We start from the raw sequence: 25,955 nt of genomic DNA on the forward strand, positions 1-25,955 counted from the left end.
TATGTTACGAATTGGAACAGCCTGTGGCTCAGGTTTAGGCTCTAGCTTTATGGTTCAAATGAATATTGAATCCATTTTGCGAGATTTAGGTGTATCAGATGTTCATGTGGAGCATTATGATTTAGGTGGTGCCAATCCGAGTGAAGCAGATGTGTGGATTGTCGGACGTGACCTGGCTGATTCTGCAACTCATTTAGGAGATGTTCGAATATTGAATAGTATTATTGATATGAATGAGTTGAGGGAACTTGTCACGGCTATCTGTCAAGAAAAAGGTTTGGTTTAAATCGTATACACGGGGGATGACCCGCAAAGATAAAATTATAAAGGAGACAGAAAATGATATTGGATTTTCTCATTGATATTGCTAAAACTCCGGCAATTCTGGTTGCTCTCATTGCTATTCTAGGTTTAGCCTTACAGAAAAAGCCCGCAGCAGATTTAATTAAGGGGGGCTTGAAAACTTTTGTTGGTTTTATTGTTGTTGGTGGTGGAGCGAATATTATTGTTGGCTCGCTTGAGCCATTTGGTCAAATGTTTGAACAAGCTTTCAACTTGAAAGGGGTTGTTCCAAATAATGAAGCTATTGTAGCGATGGCTTTGGATAAGTATGGAACTGCTACATCCTTGATTATGTTGCTTGGAATGGTCTTCAATATTGTTATTGCTCGCTTTACACGCTTTAAATATATTTTCTTGACAGGACACCACACACTATATATGGCCTGTATGATTGCAGTTATCATGAGTGTTGCAGGATTCACTTCTGTCGGCTTAATTGTGATGGGTGGGTTGGCTTTAGGTCTGATTATGACACTCTCCCCAGCCTTCGTTCAAAAATACATGATTCAATTGACAGGAAATGATCATGTTGCTCTAGGTCACTTCAGTGCACTTGGTTACTGGTTGAGTGGTGTAGTAGGCGGTTTGGTCGGTGATAAGTCTAAGTCTACGGAGGATATTAATTTCCCTAAAGGTTTGGCATTCTTGCGTGATTCAACTGTCAGCATTGCCATTTCTATGTCCTTGATTTACATGATTGTGGCTTTGTTTGCAGGCGGTGATTATATTAAGGAAAACCTTAGTGGCGGTACTAACAGTATGATTTATGCCTTGACCCTAGGTGGAACTTTTGCAGCAGGTGTTTTTGTTATCTTATCTGGTGTACGCTTAATTTTGGCGGAAATTGTTCCAGCCTTCAAAGGAATTTCAGAGAAGTTGGTTCCGAATTCCAAACCAGCCCTAGACTGCCCAGTTGTTTATCCTTATGCACCAAACGCCGTGTTGATTGGCTTTATCTCTAGTTTTGCAGGGGGTATTGTCAGCATGATTATTCTTGCCTTGACTGGCGGTGTCGTTATCCTTCCAGGTGTCGTACCACACTTCTTCTGTGGAGCTACTGCAGGTGTTATGGGGAATGCCTCAGGTGGTGTTCGTGGAGCTGTTTGCGGTGCTTTTATGCAAGGCGTTCTCATCAGTTTCTTACCGGTGTTCTTGCTCCCAGTTTTGGGAGACCTTGGTTTTGTAGGTTCAACATTCTCAGATGCAGATTTTGGTATATCAGGTATTTTCTTGGGAATTCTTGCTAAAAATGGCGGTATTCTCACAGTTTCTGTTGGTATTTTTGCAGTATTGGCCTTGATGCTTGGATTGTCATTGGTGAAAAAAGAACAGAAAGAAGGATAATATGACTAGTGGTACAGCTGATTTGAAACGATTTGCCAAAGAAATTCGCTACCATACCTTGGCGACTTTGAATCAATTAGGATTTGGTCATTATGGTGGTAGCTTATCAATCGTAGAAGTGTTGGCTGCTCTATATGGAGAAATTCTGGACATTCGTGTCCTGAATTTCTCTTCTAAGGAGCGGGATCACTTTATTCTGTCTAAGGGACATGCAGGTCCAGCACTTTATAGTACGTTGTATTTGAAAGGCTTCTTTGATAGAGATTTTCTCTTGTCGCTAAATCAAAATGGAACACATTTGCCTTCACACCCTGACCGAAACTTAACGCCAGGGGTGGATATGACAACAGGTTCGTTGGGGCAAGGGATGAGTGTCGCGACAGGTGTTGCTTATGGTAAGAAGATAGAACAGTCACCGTACTATACCTATACTCTGGTAGGGGATGGGGAGCTTAACGAAGGTCAATGCTGGGAAGCAGCTCAGTTTGCAGCCCACCACGAATTATCGAAACTGATTCTGTTTGTGGATGACAATAAAAAACAACTAGATGGTCGTACCCATGATATTTGCCAAACCTTTGATTTTGTTGAAAAATTTCAGGCTTTTGGTTGGGAATCAGTGCGTGTGAATGGTGCCGATATAGATGCTATTATAAATGCTATTCTAACAATGAAGTCAAGTAAGTCTCCTCAACCAAAATGTATCGTTCTGGATACTACTAAGGGGCAGGGAGTTACCTTCTTAGAAGAATTAGAAAGCAATCACCATTTGCGTTTGTCGGGTCAATTACGGGAAGATTTAGAGCAAGTAACTCTTGTTTTAGCGAGAGAGTTGGAGGTGACGGAATGAGACAGACAAAGGAGATGCGACTGGTTTATAGTGATTTTCTAGCTCAGGTAGGGCAGGAAGACACAACCATAGCAGCTATTGAAGCAGATTTATCCAGTTCAATGGCTACCAACAAATTGTCCTCTGTTCTGGGTGGACGCTATGTCAATGTAGGTATCATGGAACAGGAAATGGTAGGGGTAGCAGCTGGATTATCTCTTCTAGGATACAAGCCATACATTCATACTTTCGGACCATTTGCTAGTCGTAGAGTCTATGATCAGGTGTTTATCTCTCTAGCTTATGCCCAGCTTAATGCCACGATCATTGGTTCCGATGCGGGGGTATCAGCGGAGATGAATGGTGGGACTCACATGCCGTTTGAGGAGCTGGGCTTAATGCGGCTCATTCCAAAAGCGCGTGTTTATGAGGTCAGTGACGATGTCCAGTTTCAAGCTGTTCTAAAAGAAACCATCAAGGTAGACGGGTTGAAGTACATTCGTACCATTCGGAAAGCTCCAACGGCTATTTATCAAGGTGGAGAAGATTTTAGCAAAGGCTACTGTGTCCTTAGGCAAGGGGAGGATATGACCTTGCTTGCGAGTGGTATTATGGTAGAGCAGGCATTAAAGGCGGCGGATCAGTTAGAGGCTCAAGGAGTATCTGTTCAAGTCATTGATCTTTTTCGTATCAAACCAATTCATGAAGACATACCAGCTCTATTATCAGGAAGGCCAGTATTAACCGTAGAAAATCATAATCGAATTGGCGGCCTAGGTAGTAGCATTTGTGAATTAATGGCTACAGATTTGACGACCCCAGTACATCGAATTGGTATTGAGGAGTCATTTGGTCAAGTTGGCCAACAGGCCTATTTGATGGATGTTTATGGACTGACAGCAGAGCATATTGTTAAACAAGCACAATTAATGTTACAACAATAGTGAGATAGTGATTCGTATTTTATGTAGCCTTTCGATTTACTTTGGCTTGGAAATAGGAAAGCAAATCAAATGTAAAAAATCAAGCTCCACTTAGGAGCTTGATTTTTTCTATACTTCATTCATTACTTTCACAATATTCCATCCTTGATGAAGGCTTGCAATTCCTGTCAGAATATGGGACACTAGAATCATGAAAAAGATACAACGTGAATTTCAAAAAATATATTACAACTTAGACAAGATTCTTTTGCTCTTTTTTACCCTGTTTACCTTTATGGAATTTGTTTGGATACCGCTCAATTCATGGATTTCTGAGGGACTCTTAGCTATGACAGGGCATGCCTACCTTTCACCGACGAATTTGTTGTCGGTGTTTGCTGAAAATCTGCTCGTGACAGGCTTGTTTATTCTCCTCTTTTTTGTCAACATTGCCATTGCCTATCTAGAATTAGCTCTATTGTTCACAGGGGTTTGGCAACTGTTGGATGAAAAAGTCAAGCACCTCCCCGACTATTTACGGGATGTACGAGATAGTATGGTGGCGATTATCCGTCACAGCAGCCTACCAAAGGTTTTATTTCTGCTCTTTTACTCAGTTATTCTTCTCCCGTTTTTACGACGGGTATTAAATATCTATTATTTTAATAAAATCGTAGTACCCCAATTTATCGTAGATTACCTATCTAACACAGTCTGGCTAGGGATATTGATTTTGTTCTTTCTCCTCTTGTTCTTCTGGCTCGCATCACGCTTTATGTACGCTCTGCCGAACATTTACTTTGAACACAGGAGTGTGAAGGAGTCCATCGCTTATTCTTGGAAGAAGACCAGGGGAAGAAAACAAGTCAGTTCCTTTTTCCGTCTGATTTGGCTGGTCACTTTTCCAGTCCTCCTATTCACAGGAATAGGGATATTGCTCTATCTAGTACAGCTAGTGGTTGAACCTTATCTACCAGACACAGGCCCTTCATATTGGCTGGCAGTTGTTTGTTATGCAATCCTAAAATTAGCCTACTACGGAGTAGTTGCGCTCTTTATGATGGGATTCATTAGTCTCTTAACAGGGAAACAATTGCCAAACTACCGCCGTAAACGCCTCCGTCATCGCCTGCGATTGGCAATTTTGCTAGTATCTGGTCTGGTATTCGGTACCCAAGGAGCGCTTGCACTCTACTATCCCTTCGATACCCTGCCAGTTACCATTTCCCATCGCGGTGTTGACAATGGCAATGCTGTCCAGAACTCTATCGAGGCCCTAGAGAAAACCTCTCAACTCAAGCCAGACTACATTGAGATGGATGTTCAGGAGACGAAGGATGGTCAGTTTATTGTCATGCATGATACGGATTTATTGGCTTTGACGGGCAATCCCGGAGGTACACATGACTATACTCTTGCAGAGTTGACAGGGATGACTGCATCAGAAAACGGCATGGCAGCTCCAGTTCCTTCTTTTGATGAATATCTTGAAAAAGCGGATGAGCTGGGACAGAAATTATTGGTAGAAATTAAAGTGACCAAGGCAGATTCGCCAAAACTCACCCAGAATTTTTTAAAAAAATACGGTCAACGTTTGATTGCCAAAGGACACCAAATGCAATCATTAGACTACCGTACTATTATCGAAATAAAGCAGTATAGCGAGAAATTAGTATCCTTCTTTATTCTTCCGTTCAACTCTATCTATCCGACGACGGTTGCTGACGGCTATACTATGGAGTATACCTCGCTTGATCAAAACTTTATGGTAAAATCTTGGATTCGTGGGAAGTCGGTTTATGCTTGGACACCGAATGAAGAAGAGAGTATGACCAAGATGTTGCTGCTACAAGTGGATGGTATCATCACTGACAACATGACCGATCTCCAAAGTCTGATGGAGGAAATGAAAGAGAATCGACGTTATCCAGACCTCTTTTTCCTGCAATTTCAGTCTTTGATTTATAATTTTGAATAAACAAAGACGCGAAGGCCTGGCCCAATCGCGTCTTTTCTGTCTTAAAATGGTAATTTACCTGCAAAGGCACCTAGTTTTTTCTGAGTTGCCTCGTCAACTTTTGTAAGTGCAGCGTTGACGGCTTGGATTGTCATTTCTTGCAAGGTTTCAAGGTCGTCTGCATCCACAACATCAGCCTTGAAGTCGATAGAAACCAATTTCTTATCTCCAGTAAAAGTAGCAGTAACCAAGTCCTGTACAGAGCTACCAGTAAATTGAGTGGCAGCCAACTCAGCCTGGCTCTTCTCCATTTGTTTTTGAAGTTTTTGAGCTTGGCGCATCATGTTTTGCATATTCATCATAAGATTTTTAAGATTCCTTTCCTATCAAGGGTTTAGACCTTGTTTGTAAATTTTCCTTGCCTTATTTTTCCTTATTGTTAAAAATTTTCAAAGGCAGAGGCGTAGTAAATATTATAACATGTTTTATGTAGATAATGCTACCTTCTTAAAATAAGTTATAGTCAGCAATATTGGACATCAATTTGACATATTAATCTATTTTAAATTGACTTTGAGAGATAAATTCGCTATAATATAAGAAAAAACTGGTTATAACCAGAAAACAAGGAGGAGCTATGTTCCGTTTAGCAAAAGAAGAATTAGAAAAATTGGGAGCCTTTATCACAGCGACTGAGATTTACCAACAGCCTGGCTTGTGGAAAGAGGCTCATCAACTCTATATTGACCAGCTGGAGAAGATTGAAGCCTTCCTAACAGCCATCAAGGACAAGCATGACTTTGTTCATGTGATTTTCACTGGTGCAGGGACTTCAGACTTCGTTGGTCAAAGTATTGCCAACTACCTCAACCAAGTTAATGACTTGAAACACATTCGTTTTTCTGCCATTGGTACGGTTGAATTGGTTGGTCGTCCACACGATTATTTACAGGCGGATGTCCCAACAGTTTTGGTATCCTTTGCTCGTTCAGGTAACTCCCCAGAAAGCGTCGCAGCGGTAGAAGTAGCCAAACAATTGGTTGACCAACTTTATCAAGTGACCATTACCTGTGCACCAGAGGGCAAATTGGCGATTGCGGCTGAGGGGGATGCGGAAAATCTCTTACTCTTGCAACCGGCTGGTTCAAATGACAAAGGCTTTGCCATGACAGGCTCTTATAGCTGTATGGCTCTGACAGCCCTCCTCGTATTCTCTCCAGCCAGTCAAGAAGAAAAAGCTACTTGGGTTGAGGCCATTGCCCGTCTAGGTCAAGATGTCTTGGACCGCGAGGATTATGTACAAGAATTGATTGACCTTGATTTTGAACGGGTGATTTACCTCGGTTCAGGTGGCTTCTATGGTGTAGCCCATGAAGCACAGCTCAAGATTTTGGAATTGACGGCAGGTAAGATTGCGACCATGTACGAGTCCCCACTCGGCTTCCGTCATGGACCAAAATCATTCATCAATGAAAAGACCTTGATTTTCCTCCTTGCATCAAACGATGCTTATACTCGCCAGTACGATGTGGACTTGCTCAATGAGGTGCATGGTGATGGCATAGCAGAGCGAATTGTTGCCTTGTCGGCTGATAAGCTAGCAGGTACCGAGGCAGCTAATTTTGTCCTGGCAGAGGGTGGAGCAGATTTACCAGATGTCTTCCTAACCTTCCCTTACATCATCTTTGCCCAAACAGTATCTATCATGGCAGCTATCAAATGCAAGAATTTACCAGATACACCATCACCAACAGGTACCGTCAACCGTGTGGTACAGGGTGTGATAATTCATCCTTTAGAAAAATAGGCACATCTATTCAATGATGAAGAAATAGAGCTATTCGGTAGAGTTTTAACACATAAAAAACACATAAAAAACACACCCACTCACTCGAATATCATGGTATAATGATAGTATATAATAAAATATAATTAGGAATGAATAGAAATGGAAACTGCAAATAAAAAATTCAGGTATAGTATTCGTAAATTTAAAGTCGGTGTAGGCTCGGTGTTAATTGCTACTTGCTTACTTGGGGCGGGAGTCTCGACACCAACCGCTTTTGCGATGATGGATTCTTCCCCAGCCACAGAGGATACCGAAGTTAAAAAAACACCTCTTCAACACCTCAAAGAACTTGTGGAAGAGCTAAAAATGGACTTGGCAGAGTTGGAGAAACTTGAAAAGTACGAGAAATCAGCTTACCCTATTCAAGATTATTTGTGGAAGGAGTTTTCTGATTTTGGAACAAAAGAAATGGCTCGAGTTTCTTCTTTGAAGGAGGAAGATTCCCAAATTCCAAATATTGACCCTTTAGTTGACTTTGGAAATCATATTAAATGGGAGCGTTTGACGCGTCAAGTTGCTCAGTATCGTAAAAAATATCCTGATAATAAAGAAATTGAAGAAGAGTACAAGCAACATTTGGAGCAGACCAATGGTAAAAACTATGGTAGTCAAGAAGCTTTAAATTTACAAGCTTCTGTTAACGAAGCAGAACAAGCGTTTGAAAAGATTAAAGAAATAGTTAAAAAGCTAGAGCCGAAAGCTGAAGAGCCTGCTCCAGTACCAGAAGCTCCGAAAACAGAAGAAAAAGCTCCAGAATCGAAGGAAGAAACACCGAAAACTGACACGGAAGCTCCTAAAGATGAGAAAGAGGTTCCAGCCCCAACTCCAATTCCAGACACACCAAAAGAGGAAGAGGGACCAAAACCAATGGAACCAGAGGCTGATAAGCCAACTCCTCCAACACCGGAAGCAGAAGCACCAAAAGCTGAGGAAGACACTCCAGCTCCGACTCCGATTCCAGAAGCTCCAGCACCGAAATCCGAGGAGGAAGTTCCTGCACCAATACCAGATGTCCCAGCACCGAAAGAGGACGCTCCGAAAGTAGAAGAGAAGACTCCAGAAACGAAGGAAGAAACACCAGCTCCAGTACCGACCCCGAAAGAGGAAGAGGTTCCAGCCCCAACTCCAATTCCAGACACACCAAAAGAGGAAGAGGGACCAAAACCAATGGAACCAGAGGCTGATAAGCCAACTCCTCCAGCACCGGATGCAGAGCCAACACCAGAAGCACCAAAAGCAGAGGAGGCCACTCCAACCCCGAAAGTAGAAGAGGAAACACAGGTACCTAAGACAGAAGAAAAAGCTCCAGAATCGAAGGAAGAAACACCGAAAACTGACACGGAAGCTCCTAAAGATGAGAAAGAGGTTCCAGCCCCAACTCCAATTCCAGACACACCAAAAGAGGAAGAGGGACCAAAACCAATGGAACCAGAGGCTGATAAGCCAACTCCTCCAGCACCGGATGCAGAGCCAACACCAGAAGCACCAAAAGCAGAGGAGGCCACTCCAACCCCGAAAGTAGAAGAGGAAACACAGGCACCTAAGACAGAAGAAAAAACTCCAGAATCGAAGGAAGAAACACCGAAAACTGACACGGAAGCTCCTAAAGATGAGAAAGAGGTTCCAGCCCCAACTCCAATTCCAGACACACCAAAAGAGGAAGAGGGACCAAAACCAATGGAACCAGAGGCTGATAAGCCAACACCAGAAGCGCCAAAAGCGGAGGAAGAAGCACCAGCTCCGACTCCAATGCCAGACACTCCAGCCCCAGTACCGGAAACTCCAATGGACGATCCGAAAATGGAAGAACCAAAAGCGGAAATGCCAGACACTCCAGCACCAAAAGTGGACAAACCACAAATGGAAGCACCGAAAACTGATAAAGTAGAGTCTGACAAACAGATGCCAGAGGCTAAGCAACCGGAAATGGAGCAACCGAAAGCAGAAGACATGCCGAAGGAGGAAATGCCAAAGGCAGAGAAACCAAAAGCGGAAGACTCTGCACCTAAGACAGCAGTTCCAGAAGTCGCACCAAAAACAGCGGAAAAACCAAAGCTAGACTTCACAACAAAAGAACGCAAGGTAGAAGAAGCTCTCCCTATCAAAGAAGAAATCAGATATGATGCAAGCCTAGCGCTTGGCAAATCATACCTTCTTCAAGAAGGAAAAGCAGGTAAAAAAGTATCTGTTTATCAAGATGTCATAGTTGATGGTAAAGTTGTCGCAACCAACCTATTATCAGAGACTATTGTTGAAGGTCAAAACCGTATCCTTGTAAAAGGTAGCTTGGAAATGAAGAAAGAAGAAGTAAAAACAACTCCTTCAGTACAATCGAATCCGGCAATGAGTCATAAAGGTGCACCTTCTGCAAACAAAGCAACCCTACCTGCAACAGGTGAACAACGCAATAACCTAGCCTTAGTAGGCCTTGGTTTAGCTGGAATTAGCTTGGCAGTAGTCGCTACAGCTATAAACAAAAAATCTAAAGATCAAATCTAAACCATTATGAAACAGCAACAAAGAGGCTGGGCGGAAACGCCCAGCCTCTTTTTAGAACTGAAAATCAAATATTAGTGCGGTAAAATTAACTGTGATTGACTTAAATCAAGGTGGATTTGCCATTGAGAATTATCCCGAACAGTGCATTCAAAGTCGGTGGTGTAGAGAACCAACTCCAAGACATCGCCTTTTTTCAGCTGATAAATGGTCGGCTGCAGTTTCCAGCTCAGGTCCATCCATTGGTCTGGCACCACTTCCTCGACAGTCATCAGGTCGGTGCGGTTCTGCAGGTTCATAAAGCCCTTGGTTACCAAGCGTTGTGGCATGTCTACATAAGGCAACTCCAGCAGATTTTCTTGGGCATGGTAGCGACCGTTGTCCAAGCTCAATCGCGTTTTTGGCGTTGGGATCGGGGCTAGGCGTTTTTTGCTTCCCTTGTCCAATAGCTGAGCAGATAAGAGGCCTTTGGTTACACTAGAAGCTACACGGAGTTTCAGCGTGACCTGTCCGTTGAGCAGGAGGTCCTTCGTTACAGGCAGCTCGATGCTGACTTGGTTGGCCTTGCCTGCATAGAGGTCTTGGTGGAAGGCAGGGTAAGATTTGCCGTAGCGGTCAAAATCTTCTTGGGCATACTGATTGGCAATGGTCTGGCTTCCAGTTCCCAGTGGCAAGACAGCCTCTTGTCCACCGCCAAAGGTGTCCAAGGTCGTCCAAGTTTGCTCACCGCTGTTGTCCTGCCAGATGACCGTTGGCAGTTGGTAGTTGTTCTCGTAGCCCAGCAGTTTTTGACTGAGCAGGGCGTTCATGGACTCACGGAAATCAATAGACTGCCAGTTGTTCATGTAAACATGGGCACCGTTGTGGAAGAAGAGGTGCTTTTTGATGTGGCTTGGCAGGGCATGGAACATATTCCAGACATGGATTGGCTTGACATTCCAGTCCTGTGAGCCATGGGTAAAGACCACCTCACACTTGACCTTATCAGCGTGGAGCAGGTAGTTGCGGTCATGCCAGTATTGATTATAGTCGCCGCTGGTGCGGTCCAGAGCAGCACGTTCTGCTGCCAGTCCTTTTTCGTAGGCTGTTTTATTGCGGAGGAAGTCGCCTGCTTGCAGGCTCTTGGAGTAGGTCAGGGCGGTCAAGCTGTCCAGGTCTTCGCCTGGATAGCCGCCAGGGCTGGTCACCAGCCCGTTTTCACGGTAGTAGTCATACCAAGAGGAAATCCCTGCTTCTGCGATGACGACTTCCAATCCGTCCACGCCAGTTGTTGCCAAGGCATTGGACATGGTACCGAGATAAGATAGTCCCGTCGTCGCCACCTTACCATTGGCCCAATCAGCCTTGACCTCAAGCGAGCGAGTGTGGTCTGTATAGGCCTTGGTGCGACCGTTCAGCCAGTCAATCACCGCTTTGTAACCCTCCACCTGATTGTAGTCGCCAGATGTCATGTAGCCCGTCGAACCTAGCGTGCCGACACCAGACACATGGAGGCTGGCAAAGCCGCGAGCGAGGAAGTAGTCATTGAGGGAGTAAGAGGTGATGTGCCCCAGTTTTTCAGTGGCAGGGCTGACAGGTAGGTCCCGCTGGTCCAAGTCTAGCTTGGTGATGCTGGCCTGCTTGACCTGAATGGTACCGACTTGTTTTTCAGCCAGTTCCCCTTCCATCTTATGCAGGGCCTTATCGCTGGCTACATCGTTAACTCCTTGATGATAGGGACTGTTGGTAATCACCGCAGGGATTTTCCCGTCAAAGTGAGGACGGAGAATGGATAGCTTAACAATATCTGTTTGCCCAGTCCCAGCCGTATCAACAGGTGTTTCGACATAGACTACCTCACGAATGAGGTTTTTAGTCGAAAAGGTTGCCAAGGATTTGCCGTTGAAGAAATGGTAGCGATTGTCCTCAGGGATTAGGTCGTCGCTGACCAGCTGGTCAATCAAGGTGTTTCCAGACTTGGTGCGGGTATTGAGCAGCTGGTAGAGGTTATCAACGATGTCCCCATAGACAATGGGGAAATGGCTGGTTTTGCGGAATTCTTCCACATCTGTATAATCTACACCAGGCACAAATCCCAGCAACTGAAAGGCCACTTGATAGAAGATCTGGTCTATCAACTCACGGTCAGACTGGAAGAAGGTCAGGAGATCTGTCTCCCAATCCGCAATCATGTTGGACAGGGCAAAGTCGGTATTTTCTGTCAGGAAATGGCACTTTCTGACAAAGGTTTCTAAATTTGTCTTGCTACTTGCATTAGGAATCAGTTGAAATCCCAGAGAATCAAGTTCTTGCAAGTAGATAGAGGTCTCTTTTTTTATGAAAGAAAATTGATTAAAGCGCATAAATTCTCCTCTTTTTTAGGATAATAGTCTATAATAGCTATTATATCTGATAAGCCAGTGTTTGTCTAAAAATTATCAGTATATATAAAAATATTAATGTATAAAACGACGATACAATTAGTTGTAAAATGATGAAATTTTTTATACAATATTGTAGAATGACTGAGGAGTGAAATGTATCGTGTTGAGAAAAAATGAAGCTATAGTCCCTATTTTACGTATTAATAATAGGGCTATTAATCAAGGATTTTTAGAAGAAAATCTAGGAATGAAAACCAAGCTAGAAGATGGTCCTTTTGCTGATTTTGGAGATAGAACAAGTCCAGAAACGAAGCTCGTTTTGACAGAATCTCCCGGTAATCGTACCCGTGCTGTTAAGGGACTTAAAAAATTAAATAAAATTGTCATCAAAGTAGAAGAAGCCAGTGAAATTGAAGCTTTGCTGGCGCAAGGTTCACAGTATAGTAAACTCTACCAAGGAAAAAATGGCTATGGTTTTGAAGCTGTGTCGCCAGAAGGAGACACCTTTCTTTTACATGCAGAAGCGTCTCTTGATGACCTAAAAGCAATCCTTCCACCTGTTCCATTTAAGGTGCAGGATGACTTTTCTGGTCTGACTGCTTTCACGGTGGAAGCTGTCTGGATCAATAGTCCACAAGCCAGCATTAGCCAAGATTTCTATGAGGCAATCTTACCTGAACAAGACTTTTTGCATTTTGTTGGGGCGGAAGGTGAAGATTTAGTAACCCCTGCGGATCTGGTTTGGGACTTGGACAGTTTGCGTTTTCCTGTCGAGCAGGATTTTGACTGGGCAAACTTGGAAAGCCAGTTGGAAGGTCCCTTCTTTAAAGATAAAAAAGCAAGCTTTATTCAAACGGTTGACCCAAGTGGTATTGAATTGTGGTTCGAAAAATGAGACAAGTAATTTTAGACAAGATTTCAGAGCAGATTGTAGCAGGAGTCTATCCTGGTGCCAGTCTGGCTCTTTTTTCTAAGGGGCAGTGGCTGGAGTACTATCTGGGGACTCAGGATGGGCATACGCCAGTTGAGGCGGGTTTGACCTATGATTTGGCGTCTGTTTCCAAGGTGGTTGGTGTGGGGACTCTTGCGACTTTTCTGGTTAATAGCGGAGCTTTGGAGCTAGATAGGACCTTGCAGTCTTATTATCCTGCTTTTGCGGATAGTCAGGTCACCATTCGGCAATTATTGACCCATACTAGTGGCATAGACCCCTTCATTCCCAATCGGGATAGTCTGGATGCCGACCAGCTCAAGGAAGCGATTTTGAAGATTACTGTGACGGACAAGAAAGCTTTCCTCTATACAGACATCAATTTTCTCTTGCTAGGCTTTTTGCTGGAGGAACTGGGTAGAGACAGTCTGGACCAGCTGATCAGTCGAGACGTTCTAGAGCCCTTTGGCATGTCTCAAACCTCCTTTGGACCAGTCAGTCAGGCGGTACCGACGGTACGTGGCGTCAAAGCAGGTGTGGTGCATGATCCCAAGGCGCGTGTCTTGGGCCTCCACGCGGGAAGTGCAGGTCTCTTTTCGACCGTCAAAGATTTGGAAATCTTTTTGGAGCACTATCTGACGGCTGACTTTACGGCGAATTTAACGCAGGATTACGGTTTTGATGATAAGCGCAAGCGATCTCTGGCTTGGGATAAGAAGGGGGACTGGTTGTCCCATACGGGCTATACGGGGACCTTTATCATGTACAATCGTCCCTTGCAGAAAGCTGCGATTTTTCTCTCGAATCGTACTTTTGACAAGGATGAGCGGGCTCAGTGGAAGTTGGATAGAAACCAGATTATGGCCTTGATTCGGCAAGTTCTGGAGGAAGAAGGACAATGAGATATGTTCTTCTGTTGAGAGGGATCAATGTCGGTGGTCGTAATAAAATCGTCATGGCTGAATTGCGTCAAGCGGTGGCAGATTTGGGCTATGATAAGGTTGAAACCTACATTAATAGCGGCAATCTCTTTTTTGATTCAACCAAGAATAGAGGGGACATTGTTGCTGAATTTCAAACTTTTTTCACAGAAAGATACCCCTTTGTGGAGCAATTTGCTCTACTAGATGCCCAAGATTATCAAGCAGAAATCGATCAGCTTCCAGCTTGGTGGCAAGAAGAATTGGCGAGAAAGGATGTTCTCTTTTTCACCGAAGGATTGGATAAGCAGGCTATGGTGGACTATATTCAGTCCTTGCATCTAGGTGATGAAGTTCTACATCTCTCCGAGCATGCTATTTATTGGGGCAAATATACTGAAGGCAGCTATCTACAAACAGCCTACCACAAGCGGTTGGCTAAGTCAAACAAGTGACCATTCGGAATGGGAAGACTTTCTCAGTTATATCAAACTATTTAAAGAATGAAATAAAACGATAAATCGTCACAGAACGTAGACAAACTCCTAAAAATATAAAAAATTGAAGAAGTTTGCGAAAGATAGCAAGTCATTAAACTCTTAGAAACATTGATATTTCGGCGTCTCTGAGAGTTTTTTATTTTCAACATAAAGAAAAAAAGATTGAAGAAAATTGACCAAAATGGACTTTTTCTTCAATCTGAAACGATAAATCGTTATTTATTTGTAATGCTTTCGACATCTTTTCCCGTCAAAATCTTGGTAAAATGAAATCATGATGAGGAGGTGTCATATGAAAAAGTTTAGTTGCAAATCTGTTCTAGCTCTTGCAGGGATTACGGTTGCGTTATCAACCATATCTCGTGTTCAAGCCACTAGTCATGTAGTAGTGGAAGGGGATTCCGTGTTCTCTATTGCGGAGCAATATGGGGTTGATCCCTACCAATTGGCTGAAGTGAATGCAATGGAAATAGACGGACTGATTACACCAGGTCAACATTTGGATCTTCCAGCTGGTTCTAATGAAGAAGTCTCAGTTGCGAGTCAAACAGACTATGTTGTTCAAAATGGGGATTCGTTTTATGGGATTGCAGATGCTTTTTCATTGGATGTCTACGAATTGTTAACACAAAACCAAATGACCTTAGAGACGCCGCTCTATCCTGGACAGATTTTGAAATTAACAGAAACTATCTGGAATCAGGCTAGTGAGGTAAGTGCTGATAGCTACTATCTACCAGGCTATGAGTATGAGCCAGGCATTAACTACCCTGTTGGTCAATGTACATGGGGAGTACAGAAAGTTGCTCCTTGGGCAGGTGACTGGTGGGGCGATGCAGCTTCTTGGGGTGCGAATGCGGCGCGTGGTGGTTTCCGCACAGGAACAATACCTGAAGTTGGAGCCATTATTTCTTGGAACGATGGCGCTCTGGGACACGTTGCCTATGTGACAGCTGTTAACGAGGATGGACAAATCCAAGTCCTCGAAGCCAACTATCGTGGCCAACAGTGGGTGGATAATTTCCGTGGTTGGTTCTATCCGACGGATACCATCGGAGAAATTACCTATATCTATAATAACTAGGATAAATAATCATCCCTTTTCGAATCCAATTTCGAAAGGGATTTTTTTATGAACTGGTTCTGTATCCTTCCGAAAATCTGCTGTGTATCCTTCCGCAACACTCAGAAAATTTTTCGACATAGTATAGTCTTTTAGTTTACTTTTAGTACTAGGCAACGAGCCGCAGGCATAACTCAATGCTTTCTTATTTCTAGGCATTGACTTGCAACAGTCCCCCAGACTGTTGCAATCAGGCAAGGTGAGTTCAAACACTCCACTGGAGTGTTTGAAGTTAGAAATAAGGAAACAAAGTTTCCTCATTCGTCGACGTAATAAAAGATAAACTAAATGACGATAAAAAGGACCTGCGTGTGCAAGTCCTTTTATCTTTGTTCGATTAAGCTTGGCTTGAAACTTCTGCAGCGTGGTCGTCCATTGAAAGCACTTCGTGGAAGACACGTTGAGTCAATTCAGTTTTTTGCTCTTTAGTGAGGTATTTAGTGTTTACGCAGTATCCAGAGATACGAACGATAACATCTTCACCTGCCATAATCTTGTCATAAACATCGTTCAAGTCCATAACGTTCAAGTTCACGTGCTGACCACCTTGCTCGAAGTATCCGTCAAGGATGGTTACCAAGTTTGCAACTTGCTCATCGAAGGTCTTACCAAGAGCTTTTGGAGAAACCTGAGTTGTCAATGAGATACCGTCGTTGGCATGTTTGAAGTTAAGTTTAGAAAGAGTATTCAAGTTTTGCAACCAACCACCGCGAGATTTAGAAGTTGGGTTGGCACCTGGTGGGAAGAATTCTACTTTAGAAGTGTTGACAGAGCCGTCTTCGTTGAGGAATACACCACGGTGAACTGGTGAGTTAGCTGTTTGTTTAGAGTAAGCAACGTTTGAAGTGATGGTCAAGATAGACACAGTTGCTTCAGCATTCTTGTACAATTTGTGTTTGTTCAAACGAGTGAAGAATGCTTCCATGAGCCATTTCGCAATGTCATCTACACGGTCGTCGTCTTCACCATAACGTGGGAAGTCGCCAGTTACTTCGTAATCGTAGATGAAGCCATCTTCGTCACGGATTGGTTTCACTTGTGCGTACTTGATAGCTGACAAGGAGTCAACAGTGTTTGCAAAACCACAGATACCGAAGCCCATGTTAGCACGAAGGTGAGTTGGCAAGAATGCCATTTGAACTGCTTCATAGTTGTACTTGTCAGTCATGTAGTGGATGATGTTCATAGCATCTACATAAGTGTCAGTCAACCAGTCAAGGGCTTTTTCAAAGTTGGCAATAACTTGATCGTAGTCAAAGATTTCAGAAGTATTTGGTTCAACACCATCGAAGACTTTGTAATCTTTGTGAACATCGTCGTAGCCGTTGTTCCAGCTTGAAAGAAGAGCTTTAAGAACGTTAACACGAGCACCGAAGTACTGAATGTTGTGGCGTTGGTCTTCACTTTCTGGGTCAAGTGGTGACACACAGCAAGAGATACATGACATTTCACCATAACCATCTTTGGCCATTGTAGTTACACCTTCGTATTGGATAGAAGAGTGTTTGTGGCTCATTGCCATACAGTAGCGACGGAATGCGTATGGAAGTTGGTCAGACCAAAGAACTGTCAAGTTTGGTTCTGGAGAGTTACCGATGTTGTCAAGTGTGTTCAAGAAACGGTAGTCCATCTTGGTAACACGGTGACGACCATCGTTACCCATACCTGCCATAGATGTTGTAAGGAAAGTAGGGTCACCAGAGTAGATTTCGTCAAAGGCTTTTGTACGAGCGAATTTCACTGTACGAAGTTTCAATACAAAGTCATCAACAAATTCTTGGATTTCAGATTCAGTAAATGTACCACGAGCCAAGTCACGTTCTGCGTAGATATCAAGAACGATTGGCACACGGCCAAGAGAAGTTGCTGCACCGTTGATAACACGACATACTGCCATGAAGGCGATGTTTGTCCATTGGATCGCTTCTTTGGTGTTCATCGCAGGTTTGCGCACATCAACACCGTAGTGATCACCTAAGCGTACAACTTGTTGCAATGCTTGGTATTGAAGGTTGATTTCTTCACGAAGACGGATTGATTCTTCGTCGATTTCAGTAATCGCATTCCAGTCAGCTACTTTTTCTTCCATCAAGTAGTCAGCACCGTAGAGGGCCAAACGTGCGTACATACCGATGATACGGCCACGTGAGTAAGCATCTGGAAGACCAGAAACGTGGTGTGAGTGACGAGCGCGACGGATATCAGCTGTATAAGCACGGAAGATACCATCGTTTACAGTTGTTGCGTGTTTTGTGTAGATTTCATGAAGAAGTGGATCTGGAGTGTAGCCATTCTCGATAAGAGTTGTTTCGGCCATACGAATTCCACCACGTGGCATGAAATTGAGTTTGAAGAGCTCATCGTTTTGGATACCGAAGATGAGTTCGTTCTCTTTATCGATGAAACCTGCTGGAATATCAGCGATTGAAGTAGCGCGATCTACGTCCATTGGGAAGCGAGTCGCTTCGTAGCCAGCCTTTGTTTCTTCGATGATTTTTTTGATATGAAGTGAACGCTCAGTTGGGCCTGCGAGGAAGCTTTCATCTCCATCGTATGGCGTGTAGTTAGCTTGAACAAAGCGTGTTACGCTAGCTTTATCCTGCCAATCTGTACCTTTGAAGCCTTCCCAGGCTTGGGCGAAAATGTCTTCAGTTACATTTTTTGTTTTAACTTTTGTTGACATGAGGGTTCTCCTTTTAAATGTTTTGGTCTTTTACCAACATAGACATATTATACCATTTGAAAGCACTTTCCACAAGATAAAAATGCCTGAAAATTAATTGAAAATAGTTTCAAGTAAAATGAAAACAAATAGAAAATATTTATTACTAATTTCACGAAAAAATTGTTCGACAAGGTCTTTTCTACTGAGTAGAATAATGAGTGAGATTTACAAACTGTCACTTCTGTCGATTTGATGTATAATAGTGCTATTGACGTTTCAGCAGAAAGGAGTAGCCATGTTGATTTTTCCGCTGATCAATGACTTATCTCGAAAAATTATTCATGTAGACATGGATGCTTTTTTTGCTGCCATTGAGGTCAGAGATAATCCTGATTTAAAAGGTAAACCTGTTATTATTGGGGCGGATCCGAGGTTGTCTGGCGGTCGGGGAGTCGTGTCTACCTGTAGCTATGAGGCGCGTGCCTTTGGTATTCATTCGGCCATGTCCTCCAAGGAGGCCTATGAACGTTGTCCTCAGGCGATTTTCATTTCTGGGAACTATGAAAAATACCAGGAAGTTGGGCGACAGGTTCGAGAAGTTTTCCATCGCTATACGGATCTAGTGGAGCCCATGTCCATTGACGAGGCCTATCTGGATGTGACGGAAAATAAGCTGGGAATCGGGTCAGCAGTCAAAATCGCAAAACTCATTCAATACGACATTTGGAATAAACTCCATTTGACAGCCTCTGCAGGTGTTTCTTATAATAAATTCCTAGCCAAAATTGCCTCAGATATGGAAAAACCGCACGGCTTGACCTTGATTTTGCCAGAGGATGCTATTGAAGTATTAGCTTCCCTGCCTGTTGACAAATTCCACGGTGTCGGTAAGAAAACGGTGGAACGTCTGCATGAGATGGGAGTTTTTACAGGGAAGGATTTGCTAGATGTGCCAGAGATGACCTTGATTGATACATTTGGTCGTTTTGGCTATGATTTGTATCGGAAGGCCAGGGGCATTTCAAATAGTCCAGTCAAACCAAATCGAGTGCGCAAGTCTATCGGTAAGGAAAGAACCTACCGCAAGCTCCTTTATCGTGATGAAGATGTGATGAAAGAACTGGTCAGTCTTTGCAAACGGGTTGAAGCTAGTTTGGTCAGAAATGAAAAAAAGGGCAGGACCATTGTCTTGAAGGTTCGTTATGGAGATTTTTCGACCTTGACAAAACGGCATAGTTTGGAAGAAGCTACGGATCAAGTGGATGTGATTGAAAGAGAAGTTCGGCAACTATTTGAAGAGGTTGGGCAGGCTGAAAAAGGGATCCGCTTATTAGGGGTGACCGTTACCAATTTCATGGAAGGAGATAATCAAATTGCAAATATCGAGTAGATTTACCATTGCCAGCCATATTTTGGTCTTGCTGGCCTTGGAGGGAGAAAAGGAAAAACAGACCAGCACCAGCATAGCAGGTAGTGTCGGAGTCAATCCTGTTATTATCCGCAACATTCTGGCTCAGCTCAAAGAGGCTGACTTGGTTCAAGTGGCGCGTGGAGTTGGTGGAGCCCGCTTGGCACAGGCTCCAGACCAGATTACTCTCCTTCATGTTTATCAGGCTGTGGAGTTGTTTGGAGAAAAAGGCCAACTCTTCGGCTTTCATGAGCAGCCCAATCCAAACTGTCAGGTAGGCCGAAATATTCATCCTCTACTAGATAGCCGTTTGGAAAATGCCCAGTCCGCTTTGGAAAGAGAGTTGGGACAAACGACCATAGCTGATTTATTGGCAGAATTGTAGCTATATTTTCAAGAAAAGTCATCTTTATGATGATTTTTTTAATTTTTTTAGTTGTAATGATTGACATTACAACACAATAGAGTTATACTACATATTGTAAATATAAACATTACAACGAAATAAGTGAGGTATACAATATGAAATTAGCAATTATCGCAGCCAACGGTCAAGCAGGTCAAGCTATTGCCAAGGAAGCAGTAGAGCGTGGTCATCAGGTGACGGCCATTGTTCGTTCTGAAAATAAGAGTGCGGCCCAAGAAGTAATCCAAAAAGACGCTTTGGATTTGACCAAGGAAGACTTGGCGGGATTTGATGTGGTGGTCAATGCCTTTGGTGCTTGGACGCCAGAAACCTTGCCAGGTCACAGTCGATTGGCTGAGCATCTAGCAACCATCCTTGCTGATAGTCCAACTCGTCTCTTGGTGGTTGGTGGTGCAGGTAGTCTTTATTTAGACGAGAGCCAGACAGTTATGTTGAAAGATACACCAGATTTCCCTTCGGAATACCTACCAATCGCTGAGGCTATGGGTGCTGGTCTAGACCTCTATCGTCAGGCAACAGCAATCAACTGGACCTATATCAGCCCAGCAGCCGATTTTGATGCGAAAGGTCCAAAGACAGGTGCCTATACCCTTGCTGGTGAGGTCTTCCAAGTCAATGCTCAAGGTCAAAGCTATATCAGTTACGCTGACTATGCAGTGGCTCTAGTTGACATTGCTGAAAAAGGTGGTTACAAGCAAGAACGTATTTCTGTATTTGCATAAACATAAAATGGTCCAAAAGATAGTTCCGTCTTGGAATTATCTTTTTATTTTTCTTGATATATAGTATAATAATATAAACAAAACCAAAAAGGAGACCAACATGATTCACTTGATTTGTCCTAATCCAGCCCTAGATCGCACCTTGCTTGTGGAGAAGATTGAAAAGAACATTCCCCTCCGTCCGACAGAGGTCAGGGATTATCCCGGTGGCAAGAGCTTCAACGTAGCCTATGCCCTTCGTGAAAACGGCGTGACCGATTATACCATTCATACTATTTTGGGTGGGCAGATTGGTCGCTATATCCAAGATCTCAATGTCCAAAAGGGAAATCATTTACAGGTGGTTGAAAATGACCAGAATACTCGAACCTGCAATATCTATGTGGAAACTAGTACAGGTGATGTGGTGCTCTTCTATGAAAAAGGCTTTGAACTGACAGAGGACCTGCTCAATCAATATACCCAGCAGATTGAAAAGAGCCTGCAGGATGGCGACATCCTAGTCTTTTCAGGTAGTCTTATGAAGGGCATGCCTGACGACTATATCCAGCGGTTTATTGAAAAATACCCAGAGGTTCTGACCATAGTGGACACCAGTGGACCAGCTTTACGCGCAGCTTATCAAGCACGCCCAGCCCTGATTAAAATCAATAATGAGGAGCTCAAGGACATCTATCCAGAGCTAGATGAAGAAAGTCCAGAGGATATTTTGCGGATATTAAAAGAAGTCACGCCGCATGAAAATATCATCATTACCATGGGTAGTAAGGGTAGTCTGGCCAAAATTGGTCATCGTTTCTTCCGTATCCAGTCGCCTAAGAAAGAAACTCGAAATCCGATTGCGGCAGGGGATTTCTATCTTGGTTTATTGGTTAAGGGCATCAGCCAAGGGCAAGAACCCGAAATCTTCTTGAAAGAAGCGGCAGCCTTTGCGACAGCCAATTGTTTGAATTATTTTCCAGAGGTATTGTCTGAACAGTTTGAAGCGATTGTAGATACAATATTACTAGAGGAACTGTAGTATTGTATCCCCTTACTCATCGTGCTATAATGGCAAGGAGAAAAAGGTGAGATGGGGGATGGTAGTGGAACAGTTGACGGTTCTTTACCAAAATTTAAAACGGCGATATGGTGAATTTCACTGGTGGAACGATGAAAATCCCATAAAGGATTTGGTATCTATGATTCTTATTCAGCAAACAACGGAAGCAAATGCCGAGCGTGCTTTAGAACAGTTGGAGGGACGGTTGACAATTCATTCGCTTTTAGAGATGCCTGTGGAGGATTTACAAGAATGCGTTCGCCCAGCAGGATTCTTCAAGCAAAAATCACTCTACATTCGGTCAGTGGTTGAGTGGGCCAATCAGTTCGATGGAGATTTTTCTCGCCTAGATAGTGTTGAGACAGCAGTACTCCGAAAAGAGCTGCTGAGCTTGAAGGGGGTTGGCAATGAAACTGCGGATGTTATTTTGCTCTATTTGTGTCGAAGAAGTGTTTTTGTGGCGGATCAATATGCTCTTCGACTATTTAATCGGTTAGGACTTAGTCAGTCTAAGGATTATTTGAGTTTGAGACAGGAATTTACAGAGCAGATAAAAGATTGGTCAGTAAAAGACGCTCAGGAGCTTCATGCACTGATTGATGAACATGGCAAGCAGTTCAGATTAACAAAGGGGCAGCTTGATGAATCATGGTTGATGATATAGTCATACTCTTCGAAAATCAAAATCAGACGTTGTTGACTTGATTTGATGAACTTCAGTTCTATCTGCATCTGCGTCGCCTAGCCTGATTTTGATTTTCATTGAGTATCAATTAGTGTATCTTTTATTACTACGGAGAGCGAGGAAGTCTTATTTCCGAGTTCAAACACTCCACTGGACTGATGAAGTAGCCAGCATATCGTTGCCTTGTACTAATAAGCAAACGAAACGACTATAGAAGAGTAAAACCAGCAAATCTACTGACTTGCTGGTTTTTATGCTTTAAAAAATTTTTCAATATCTGCCTGATCTATGCCAATCATAGGGTCGATGGTTAGCAGGTTGTCTACAGTCAAAATATATTCTGTGGGTTGGGGACTTGTTTTTTCTGGCTGGTCTTGATCAAGAAGGGAGAGTTGTTGGTTGTTTTCTTTGACTACTTTAACCTGTTCTTTTCTGTCTGGCTGTGTAGGGAGCTGGGTTTGCGTGGTTGTAGCTGTTTTGCTTTCGGCTTTTTCAGCTAAAGCTTCCTTGCTATCCTGCTCTGCCATTTCCCCTTGGAAACGTGGGACCAGATAGGTTTTGCGGACGGTGCCGGCGTTTTTGACGGCGTAGTCGAAGGCGGAGATTTCGCCCAGGAGGATGAGCTTACTCTTGGAGCGGGTGATGGCGGTGTAGACCAGGTTGCGCTGGAGCATACGGTGGCTGGTGCGAGTGATAGGAAGGATAACGACCTGGAACTCGCTGCCTTGGGACTTGTGGATGGACATGGCATAGGCCAGTGTGATTTTGTACCATTCGTTTCGGGGATAAGTGACCTCGCTACCGTCGAAGTTGATGGTAATCTCGTCCTGCTTGGAGTCGGTGTACTTGGCAGGCAGGAGGTCGGTAATATAGCCCAAGTCACCATTGAAGACATTGGCTTCGGCGTCGTTGACTAGATGAATGACCCGGTCGCCTTGGCGGAAGGCTTGCTCATTATGGAGGAATTCTAACTCTCCTTCTGCCAGTGGATTGAGCAGGGCCTGGGTCATGGTGTTGAGTTGGTCAATGCCTGCGGCACCACGGTACATGGGAGCGAGGATTTGGACCTCGGTGGCAGGGATACCTGACTTGATGGCTGCGCCGACAATGCGCTCAATCAGGGCTGGAATTTGTTCGTTTTGCGCTTCAAAATAGGAACGGTCAGCCTTTTTCTCACGGAAATCGCTAGGTAGAGCTCCTTGACGAATCTGGCTGGCTAGGGTAACAATGGTTGAATCGTCGGATTGGCGGTAGATGCGTTCCAGAGTGATGCTGGGCAGCTTGTCAATTTTCAATAGGTCAGCTAGGACTTGGCCGGGGCTGACAGAAGGTAATTGCTCCGCATCGCCGACAATCAGAACTTGGGTCTGGGAGGAGATGTTCTGGAAGAGCTGGTTTGCCAACCAAGTATCTACCATAGAAAACTCATCCACGATGATAAAGTCGGCATCCAAATAATCATCACGGTAGGATTCTTCCTGTCCTTCTACCAGACCGAGATGGCGGTGGATGGTGGCGGAAGGCAGGCCAGTCAATTCATTCATTCGTCTGGCTGCTCGTCCAGTTGGGGCGGCAAGGAGGACAGGGCATTCTTCTTTGTTACGTGTCAGGTCAATCTTATGCAAGATGGCATAGACCGCGATAATACCGTTGATAACCGTAGTTTTTCCTGTCCCTGGTCCGCCTGTCAGAATGAATAGCGGATTGGTAATGGCTTGGACAATGGCTTCTTTTTGAATGTCATCGTAGGTCAGGGAAGACATACTTTCCAGCTCTGCTATAGCAGTCTCAACGTCTGCGCGTGGGAAGGGCTTGAAGCCATTTTTTCCCATCAGGCGGGTCAAGTTTTTATGGATACCATGTTCGGCAAAGTAGAGGCTGTTGTCAAAAATCTTGGTACCTTCTTGCTGTACCTTGTCGTCTGCAATTAGTCCTGTCAACTCGTGAGCAACTGCGGCAGGGTCCAGTTCTGTATGGCGGGATTTTTCCAGCAGTTCAAGGGTTGCTTCCAGCAAGTCTCTGGCCTCCACATAGGTATCGCCTGTTTCCATGGAGCGATGAATGAGGCTAAAGAGCATACCTGCCCGAAAGCGTTGGGGGGAATCGCTGGCAATTCCTAGATTTTCCGCAATCCTATCGGCAATGGTAAAGCCGAGCCCTTGGACATCTTCGACCAGTTGATAGGGATTTTCTTCAATAATCTGAAGTGTTTTTTCCTTATACTGGTCTTGGATTTGAAAGGCCAATTTATTGGGAATGCCATACTCAGCTAGTTTTGCCAAGATCAGCTCGGTGCCATAATTGAGGCGGAGTTTTTCGACAAATGCCTGCATGTTCTTGCTGGATAGGCCTGTGATTTGAGTTAGTTTTTCAGGTTCAGCTAAAATCTTATCAATGGTATCTTCGCCGTAGAGTTCAACGATTTTTTCAGCTGTTTTACGTCCAATTCCTTTGAAATGGTCGCTAGAGAAATACTTAACCAGACCAGCTGAGGTAGGCTTGCTGCGTTCGTAACGCGAAATTTGCAGCTGCTGACCATACTTGGGATGGGTGACCAGGTTGCCATAGAAACGATAGTCTTCTCCCTCGATGACATCGGCAATGGTTCCAGTTACGATAATCTCGTAGTCATCATAGTCTGCGTCTGTCTCCTCGATTTCAAGGAGAAGGATTTTATAAAAATTACTAGGATTTTCAAAAATAATCCGGTCAATAGTGCCGGTAAAATACACTTCGTTCATAGAGTTTATTTCCAATAATAATGAAAAAGAAGTTTGGAACGGATTGCTCCAAACTTGTTTGTATTAATCAATAGTCCCAATACGGTTGAGAGGCCACATGCGAAAGACAACTTCTCCTTTGATGTTTTCACGGGAAAATGTTCCTACACTACGACTATCTAATGAGACAAGACGGTCATCTCCCATCAGGTAGTATTGTCCTTCTGGGACTGTCACGGTAAAGTCTACGTAACCATTGGCATCTTGTGTGAAAGCTTCAGCAGCTTGTGCAACTGCTTGGAATTGTTTATTATAAGAATACTCCTCTTGCAGTTTATCCTTCTGAAAGGCAGCTAGGTACTCATCTAGGTAAGGCTCATCAACTTCCTGATCGTTGATATAGAGGACATCGTTTTCATAGCGAATGGTATCGCCGGGCATGCCGACCACTCGTTTAACAATCAGTTTTTCTGTACCATCGCTGTCAGTTTCGCTGGCCACGACAATATCAAAACGATCTATGGATGTTGTCTTGAACATAACCAATTTTTCTTGGTGTTGCAAGGTTGGGTCCATAGAGTGCCCATCAACGGATACAGGATCCCATATAAAATACCGACTGGCAAAAATAGCTAGCATAAAGAGAATGAGTGGACCCCATTCTGCAAGAAAGCTAGCAAAGCGTGAATGTTGTTTATTTCTGGCCATA

General features: G+C 43.8%; 20 protein-coding genes and 1 pseudogene. 16 read left to right on the top strand and 5 right to left on the bottom strand.

The genetic code is table 11. The features are described from left to right. Position 1: 1 nt before the first annotated feature. From SST62_RS0108155 to SST62_RS0108175, 5 genes are all read left to right on the top strand, one after another. On the top strand, positions 2 to 286 hold the full coding sequence (locus SST62_RS0108155) for a PTS sugar transporter subunit IIB (protein ID WP_002935998.1): 285 nt from the start codon (positions 2 to 4) through the stop codon (positions 284 to 286). Positions 287 to 339: 53 nt separating this feature from the next. Continuing rightward, a complete protein-coding gene (locus SST62_RS0108160) occupies positions 340 to 1,686 on the top strand; it encodes a PTS ascorbate transporter subunit IIC (protein ID WP_029186946.1) in 1,347 nt (448 codons plus the stop codon). Position 1,687: 1 nt separating this feature from the next. After that, on the top strand, positions 1,688 to 2,536 hold the full coding sequence (locus tag SST62_RS0108165; protein WP_029186947.1) for a transketolase: 849 nt from the start codon (positions 1,688 to 1,690) through the stop codon (positions 2,534 to 2,536). Beyond that, a complete protein-coding gene (locus SST62_RS0108170) occupies positions 2,533 to 3,459 on the top strand; it encodes a transketolase family protein (protein ID WP_029186948.1) in 927 nt (308 codons plus the stop codon). The genes SST62_RS0108165 and SST62_RS0108170 overlap by 4 nt, the downstream gene beginning before the upstream one ends. 190 nt (positions 3,460 to 3,649) lie before the next feature. Further along, on the top strand, positions 3,650 to 5,416 hold the full coding sequence (locus SST62_RS0108175) for a glycerophosphodiester phosphodiesterase (protein WP_029186949.1): 1,767 nt from the start codon (positions 3,650 to 3,652) through the stop codon (positions 5,414 to 5,416). Between the two features lie 41 nt (positions 5,417 to 5,457). Here the strand turns inward: SST62_RS0108175 and SST62_RS0108180 are convergent, their stop codons facing one another. Next, positions 5,458 to 5,757 carry a YbaB/EbfC family nucleoid-associated protein gene (locus tag SST62_RS0108180; RefSeq protein WP_002941492.1) on the bottom strand — a complete coding sequence of 100 codons (300 nt, stop codon included), beginning with the start codon at positions 5,755 to 5,757 and terminating at the stop codon, positions 5,458 to 5,460. Positions 5,758 to 6,032: 275 nt separating this feature from the next. Here SST62_RS0108180 and SST62_RS0108185 point away from each other — a divergent pair, with 275 nt between their 5' ends. Together SST62_RS0108185 and SST62_RS0108190 are read left to right on the top strand one after the other, a co-directional pair. After that, positions 6,033 to 7,202, top strand: coding sequence for an SIS domain-containing protein (locus tag SST62_RS0108185; protein ID WP_029186950.1), 1,170 nt, complete (start codon positions 6,033 to 6,035; stop codon positions 7,200 to 7,202). A gap of 141 nt (positions 7,203 to 7,343) precedes the next feature. Further along, positions 7,344 to 9,743: a GAG-binding domain-containing protein gene (locus SST62_RS0108190; RefSeq protein WP_029186951.1), complete on the top strand. Its 2,400-nt coding sequence runs from the start codon at positions 7,344 to 7,346 to the stop codon at positions 9,741 to 9,743. A gap of 71 nt (positions 9,744 to 9,814) precedes the next feature. Here SST62_RS0108190 and SST62_RS0108195 read toward each other — a convergent pair whose 3' ends face one another. Next, on the bottom strand, positions 9,815 to 12,082 hold the full coding sequence (locus tag SST62_RS0108195; RefSeq protein ID WP_029186952.1) for a Xaa-Pro dipeptidyl-peptidase: 2,268 nt from the start codon (positions 12,080 to 12,082) through the stop codon (positions 9,815 to 9,817). Between the two features lie 181 nt (positions 12,083 to 12,263). On the opposite strand from SST62_RS0108195, the gene SST62_RS0108200 reads away from it, so the two are divergent. The 4 genes and pseudogenes from SST62_RS0108200 to SST62_RS0108215 all read left to right on the top strand — a co-directional run bounded on the left by SST62_RS0108200 (position 12,264) and on the right by SST62_RS0108215 (position 15,538). Then, positions 12,264 to 12,998 carry a CppA N-terminal domain-containing protein gene (locus tag SST62_RS0108200; protein ID WP_029186953.1) on the top strand — a complete coding sequence of 245 codons (735 nt, stop codon included), beginning with the start codon at positions 12,264 to 12,266 and terminating at the stop codon, positions 12,996 to 12,998. Then, positions 12,995 to 13,936 carry a serine hydrolase domain-containing protein gene (locus SST62_RS0108205; RefSeq protein WP_029186954.1) on the top strand — a complete coding sequence of 314 codons (942 nt, stop codon included), beginning with the start codon at positions 12,995 to 12,997 and terminating at the stop codon, positions 13,934 to 13,936. Before SST62_RS0108200 ends, SST62_RS0108205 begins: the two co-directional genes overlap by 4 nt. Further along, positions 13,933 to 14,474: pseudogene (locus SST62_RS01000000111685) on the top strand (DUF1697 domain-containing protein). The gene SST62_RS0108205 and the pseudogene SST62_RS01000000111685 overlap by 4 nt, the downstream one beginning before the upstream one ends. A gap of 272 nt (positions 14,475 to 14,746) precedes the next feature. Then, positions 14,747 to 15,538 (top strand): LysM peptidoglycan-binding domain-containing protein, encoded by a 792-nt coding sequence (locus tag SST62_RS0108215; protein ID WP_029186955.1) that lies wholly within the window; start codon positions 14,747 to 14,749, stop codon positions 15,536 to 15,538. 376 nt (positions 15,539 to 15,914) lie between these two features. Here SST62_RS0108215 and pflB read toward each other — a convergent pair whose 3' ends face one another. Next, complete coding sequence (pflB, locus tag SST62_RS0108225) at positions 15,915 to 18,260, bottom strand: formate C-acetyltransferase (protein WP_029186956.1); 2,346 nt, start codon at positions 18,258 to 18,260, stop codon at positions 15,915 to 15,917. Positions 18,261 to 18,537: 277 nt separating this feature from the next. Between pflB and dinB the strand changes: the two genes are divergently transcribed. From dinB to SST62_RS0108250, 5 genes are all read left to right on the top strand, one after another. Beyond that, positions 18,538 to 19,632, top strand: coding sequence for a DNA polymerase IV (dinB, locus tag SST62_RS0108230; protein WP_029186957.1), 1,095 nt, complete (start codon positions 18,538 to 18,540; stop codon positions 19,630 to 19,632). After that, positions 19,616 to 20,035 (top strand): Rrf2 family transcriptional regulator, encoded by a 420-nt coding sequence (locus SST62_RS0108235; protein WP_029186958.1) that lies wholly within the window; start codon positions 19,616 to 19,618, stop codon positions 20,033 to 20,035. Before dinB ends, SST62_RS0108235 begins: the two co-directional genes overlap by 17 nt. 137 nt (positions 20,036 to 20,172) lie before the next feature. Beyond that, on the top strand, positions 20,173 to 20,799 hold the full coding sequence (locus tag SST62_RS0108240) for an NAD(P)-dependent oxidoreductase (RefSeq protein ID WP_029186959.1): 627 nt from the start codon (positions 20,173 to 20,175) through the stop codon (positions 20,797 to 20,799). 100 nt (positions 20,800 to 20,899) lie between these two features. Then, on the top strand, positions 20,900 to 21,820 hold the full coding sequence (locus SST62_RS0108245) for a 1-phosphofructokinase family hexose kinase (protein ID WP_029186960.1): 921 nt from the start codon (positions 20,900 to 20,902) through the stop codon (positions 21,818 to 21,820). Positions 21,821 to 21,866: 46 nt separating this feature from the next. After that, positions 21,867 to 22,505: an endonuclease III domain-containing protein gene (locus SST62_RS0108250; RefSeq protein ID WP_029942712.1), complete on the top strand. Its 639-nt coding sequence runs from the start codon at positions 21,867 to 21,869 to the stop codon at positions 22,503 to 22,505. Between the two features lie 272 nt (positions 22,506 to 22,777). On the opposite strand, the gene SST62_RS0108255 is transcribed toward SST62_RS0108250, so the two are convergent. Next, positions 22,778 to 25,267: an ATP-dependent RecD-like DNA helicase gene (locus tag SST62_RS0108255; RefSeq protein WP_029186962.1), complete on the bottom strand. Its 2,490-nt coding sequence runs from the start codon at positions 25,265 to 25,267 to the stop codon at positions 22,778 to 22,780. Positions 25,268 to 25,330: 63 nt separating this feature from the next. Then, complete coding sequence (gene lepB / locus SST62_RS0108260; protein WP_228376856.1) at positions 25,331 to 25,954, bottom strand: signal peptidase I; 624 nt, start codon at positions 25,952 to 25,954, stop codon at positions 25,331 to 25,333. Position 25,955: the final 1 nt, after the last annotated feature.

The organism is Streptococcus suis YS56 (assembly GCF_000440115.1).
Lineage (GTDB): Bacteria > Bacillota > Bacilli > Lactobacillales > Streptococcaceae > Streptococcus > Streptococcus suis_L.

Coding starts and splice junctions, on each gene's coding strand:
- pflB (WP_029186956.1), bottom strand. CDS start 18,260: ATGTCAACAAAAGTTAAAACAAAAAATGTAACTGAAGACATTTTCGCC.
- SST62_RS0108165 (WP_029186947.1), top strand. CDS start 1,688: ATGACTAGTGGTACAGCTGATTTGAAACGATTTGCCAAAGAAATTCGC.
- SST62_RS0108205 (WP_029186954.1), top strand. CDS start 12,995: ATGAGACAAGTAATTTTAGACAAGATTTCAGAGCAGATTGTAGCAGGA.
- lepB (WP_228376856.1), bottom strand. CDS start 25,954: ATGGCCAGAAATAAACAACATTCACGCTTTGCTAGCTTTCTTGCAGAA.
- SST62_RS0108240 (WP_029186959.1), top strand. CDS start 20,173: ATGAAATTAGCAATTATCGCAGCCAACGGTCAAGCAGGTCAAGCTATT.
- SST62_RS0108195 (WP_029186952.1), bottom strand. CDS start 12,082: ATGCGCTTTAATCAATTTTCTTTCATAAAAAAAGAGACCTCTATCTAC.
- SST62_RS0108175 (WP_029186949.1), top strand. CDS start 3,650: ATGAAAAAGATACAACGTGAATTTCAAAAAATATATTACAACTTAGAC.
- SST62_RS0108190 (WP_029186951.1), top strand. CDS start 7,344: ATGGAAACTGCAAATAAAAAATTCAGGTATAGTATTCGTAAATTTAAA.
- SST62_RS0108185 (WP_029186950.1), top strand. CDS start 6,033: ATGTTCCGTTTAGCAAAAGAAGAATTAGAAAAATTGGGAGCCTTTATC.
- dinB (WP_029186957.1), top strand. CDS start 18,538: ATGTTGATTTTTCCGCTGATCAATGACTTATCTCGAAAAATTATTCAT.
- SST62_RS0108180 (WP_002941492.1), bottom strand. CDS start 5,757: ATGATGAATATGCAAAACATGATGCGCCAAGCTCAAAAACTTCAAAAA.
- SST62_RS0108170 (WP_029186948.1), top strand. CDS start 2,533: ATGAGACAGACAAAGGAGATGCGACTGGTTTATAGTGATTTTCTAGCT.
- SST62_RS0108155 (WP_002935998.1), top strand. CDS start 2: ATGTTACGAATTGGAACAGCCTGTGGCTCAGGTTTAGGCTCTAGCTTT.
- SST62_RS0108255 (WP_029186962.1), bottom strand. CDS start 25,267: ATGAACGAAGTGTATTTTACCGGCACTATTGACCGGATTATTTTTGAA.
- SST62_RS0108160 (WP_029186946.1), top strand. CDS start 340: ATGATATTGGATTTTCTCATTGATATTGCTAAAACTCCGGCAATTCTG.
- SST62_RS0108245 (WP_029186960.1), top strand. CDS start 20,900: ATGATTCACTTGATTTGTCCTAATCCAGCCCTAGATCGCACCTTGCTT.
- SST62_RS0108215 (WP_029186955.1), top strand. CDS start 14,747: ATGAAAAAGTTTAGTTGCAAATCTGTTCTAGCTCTTGCAGGGATTACG.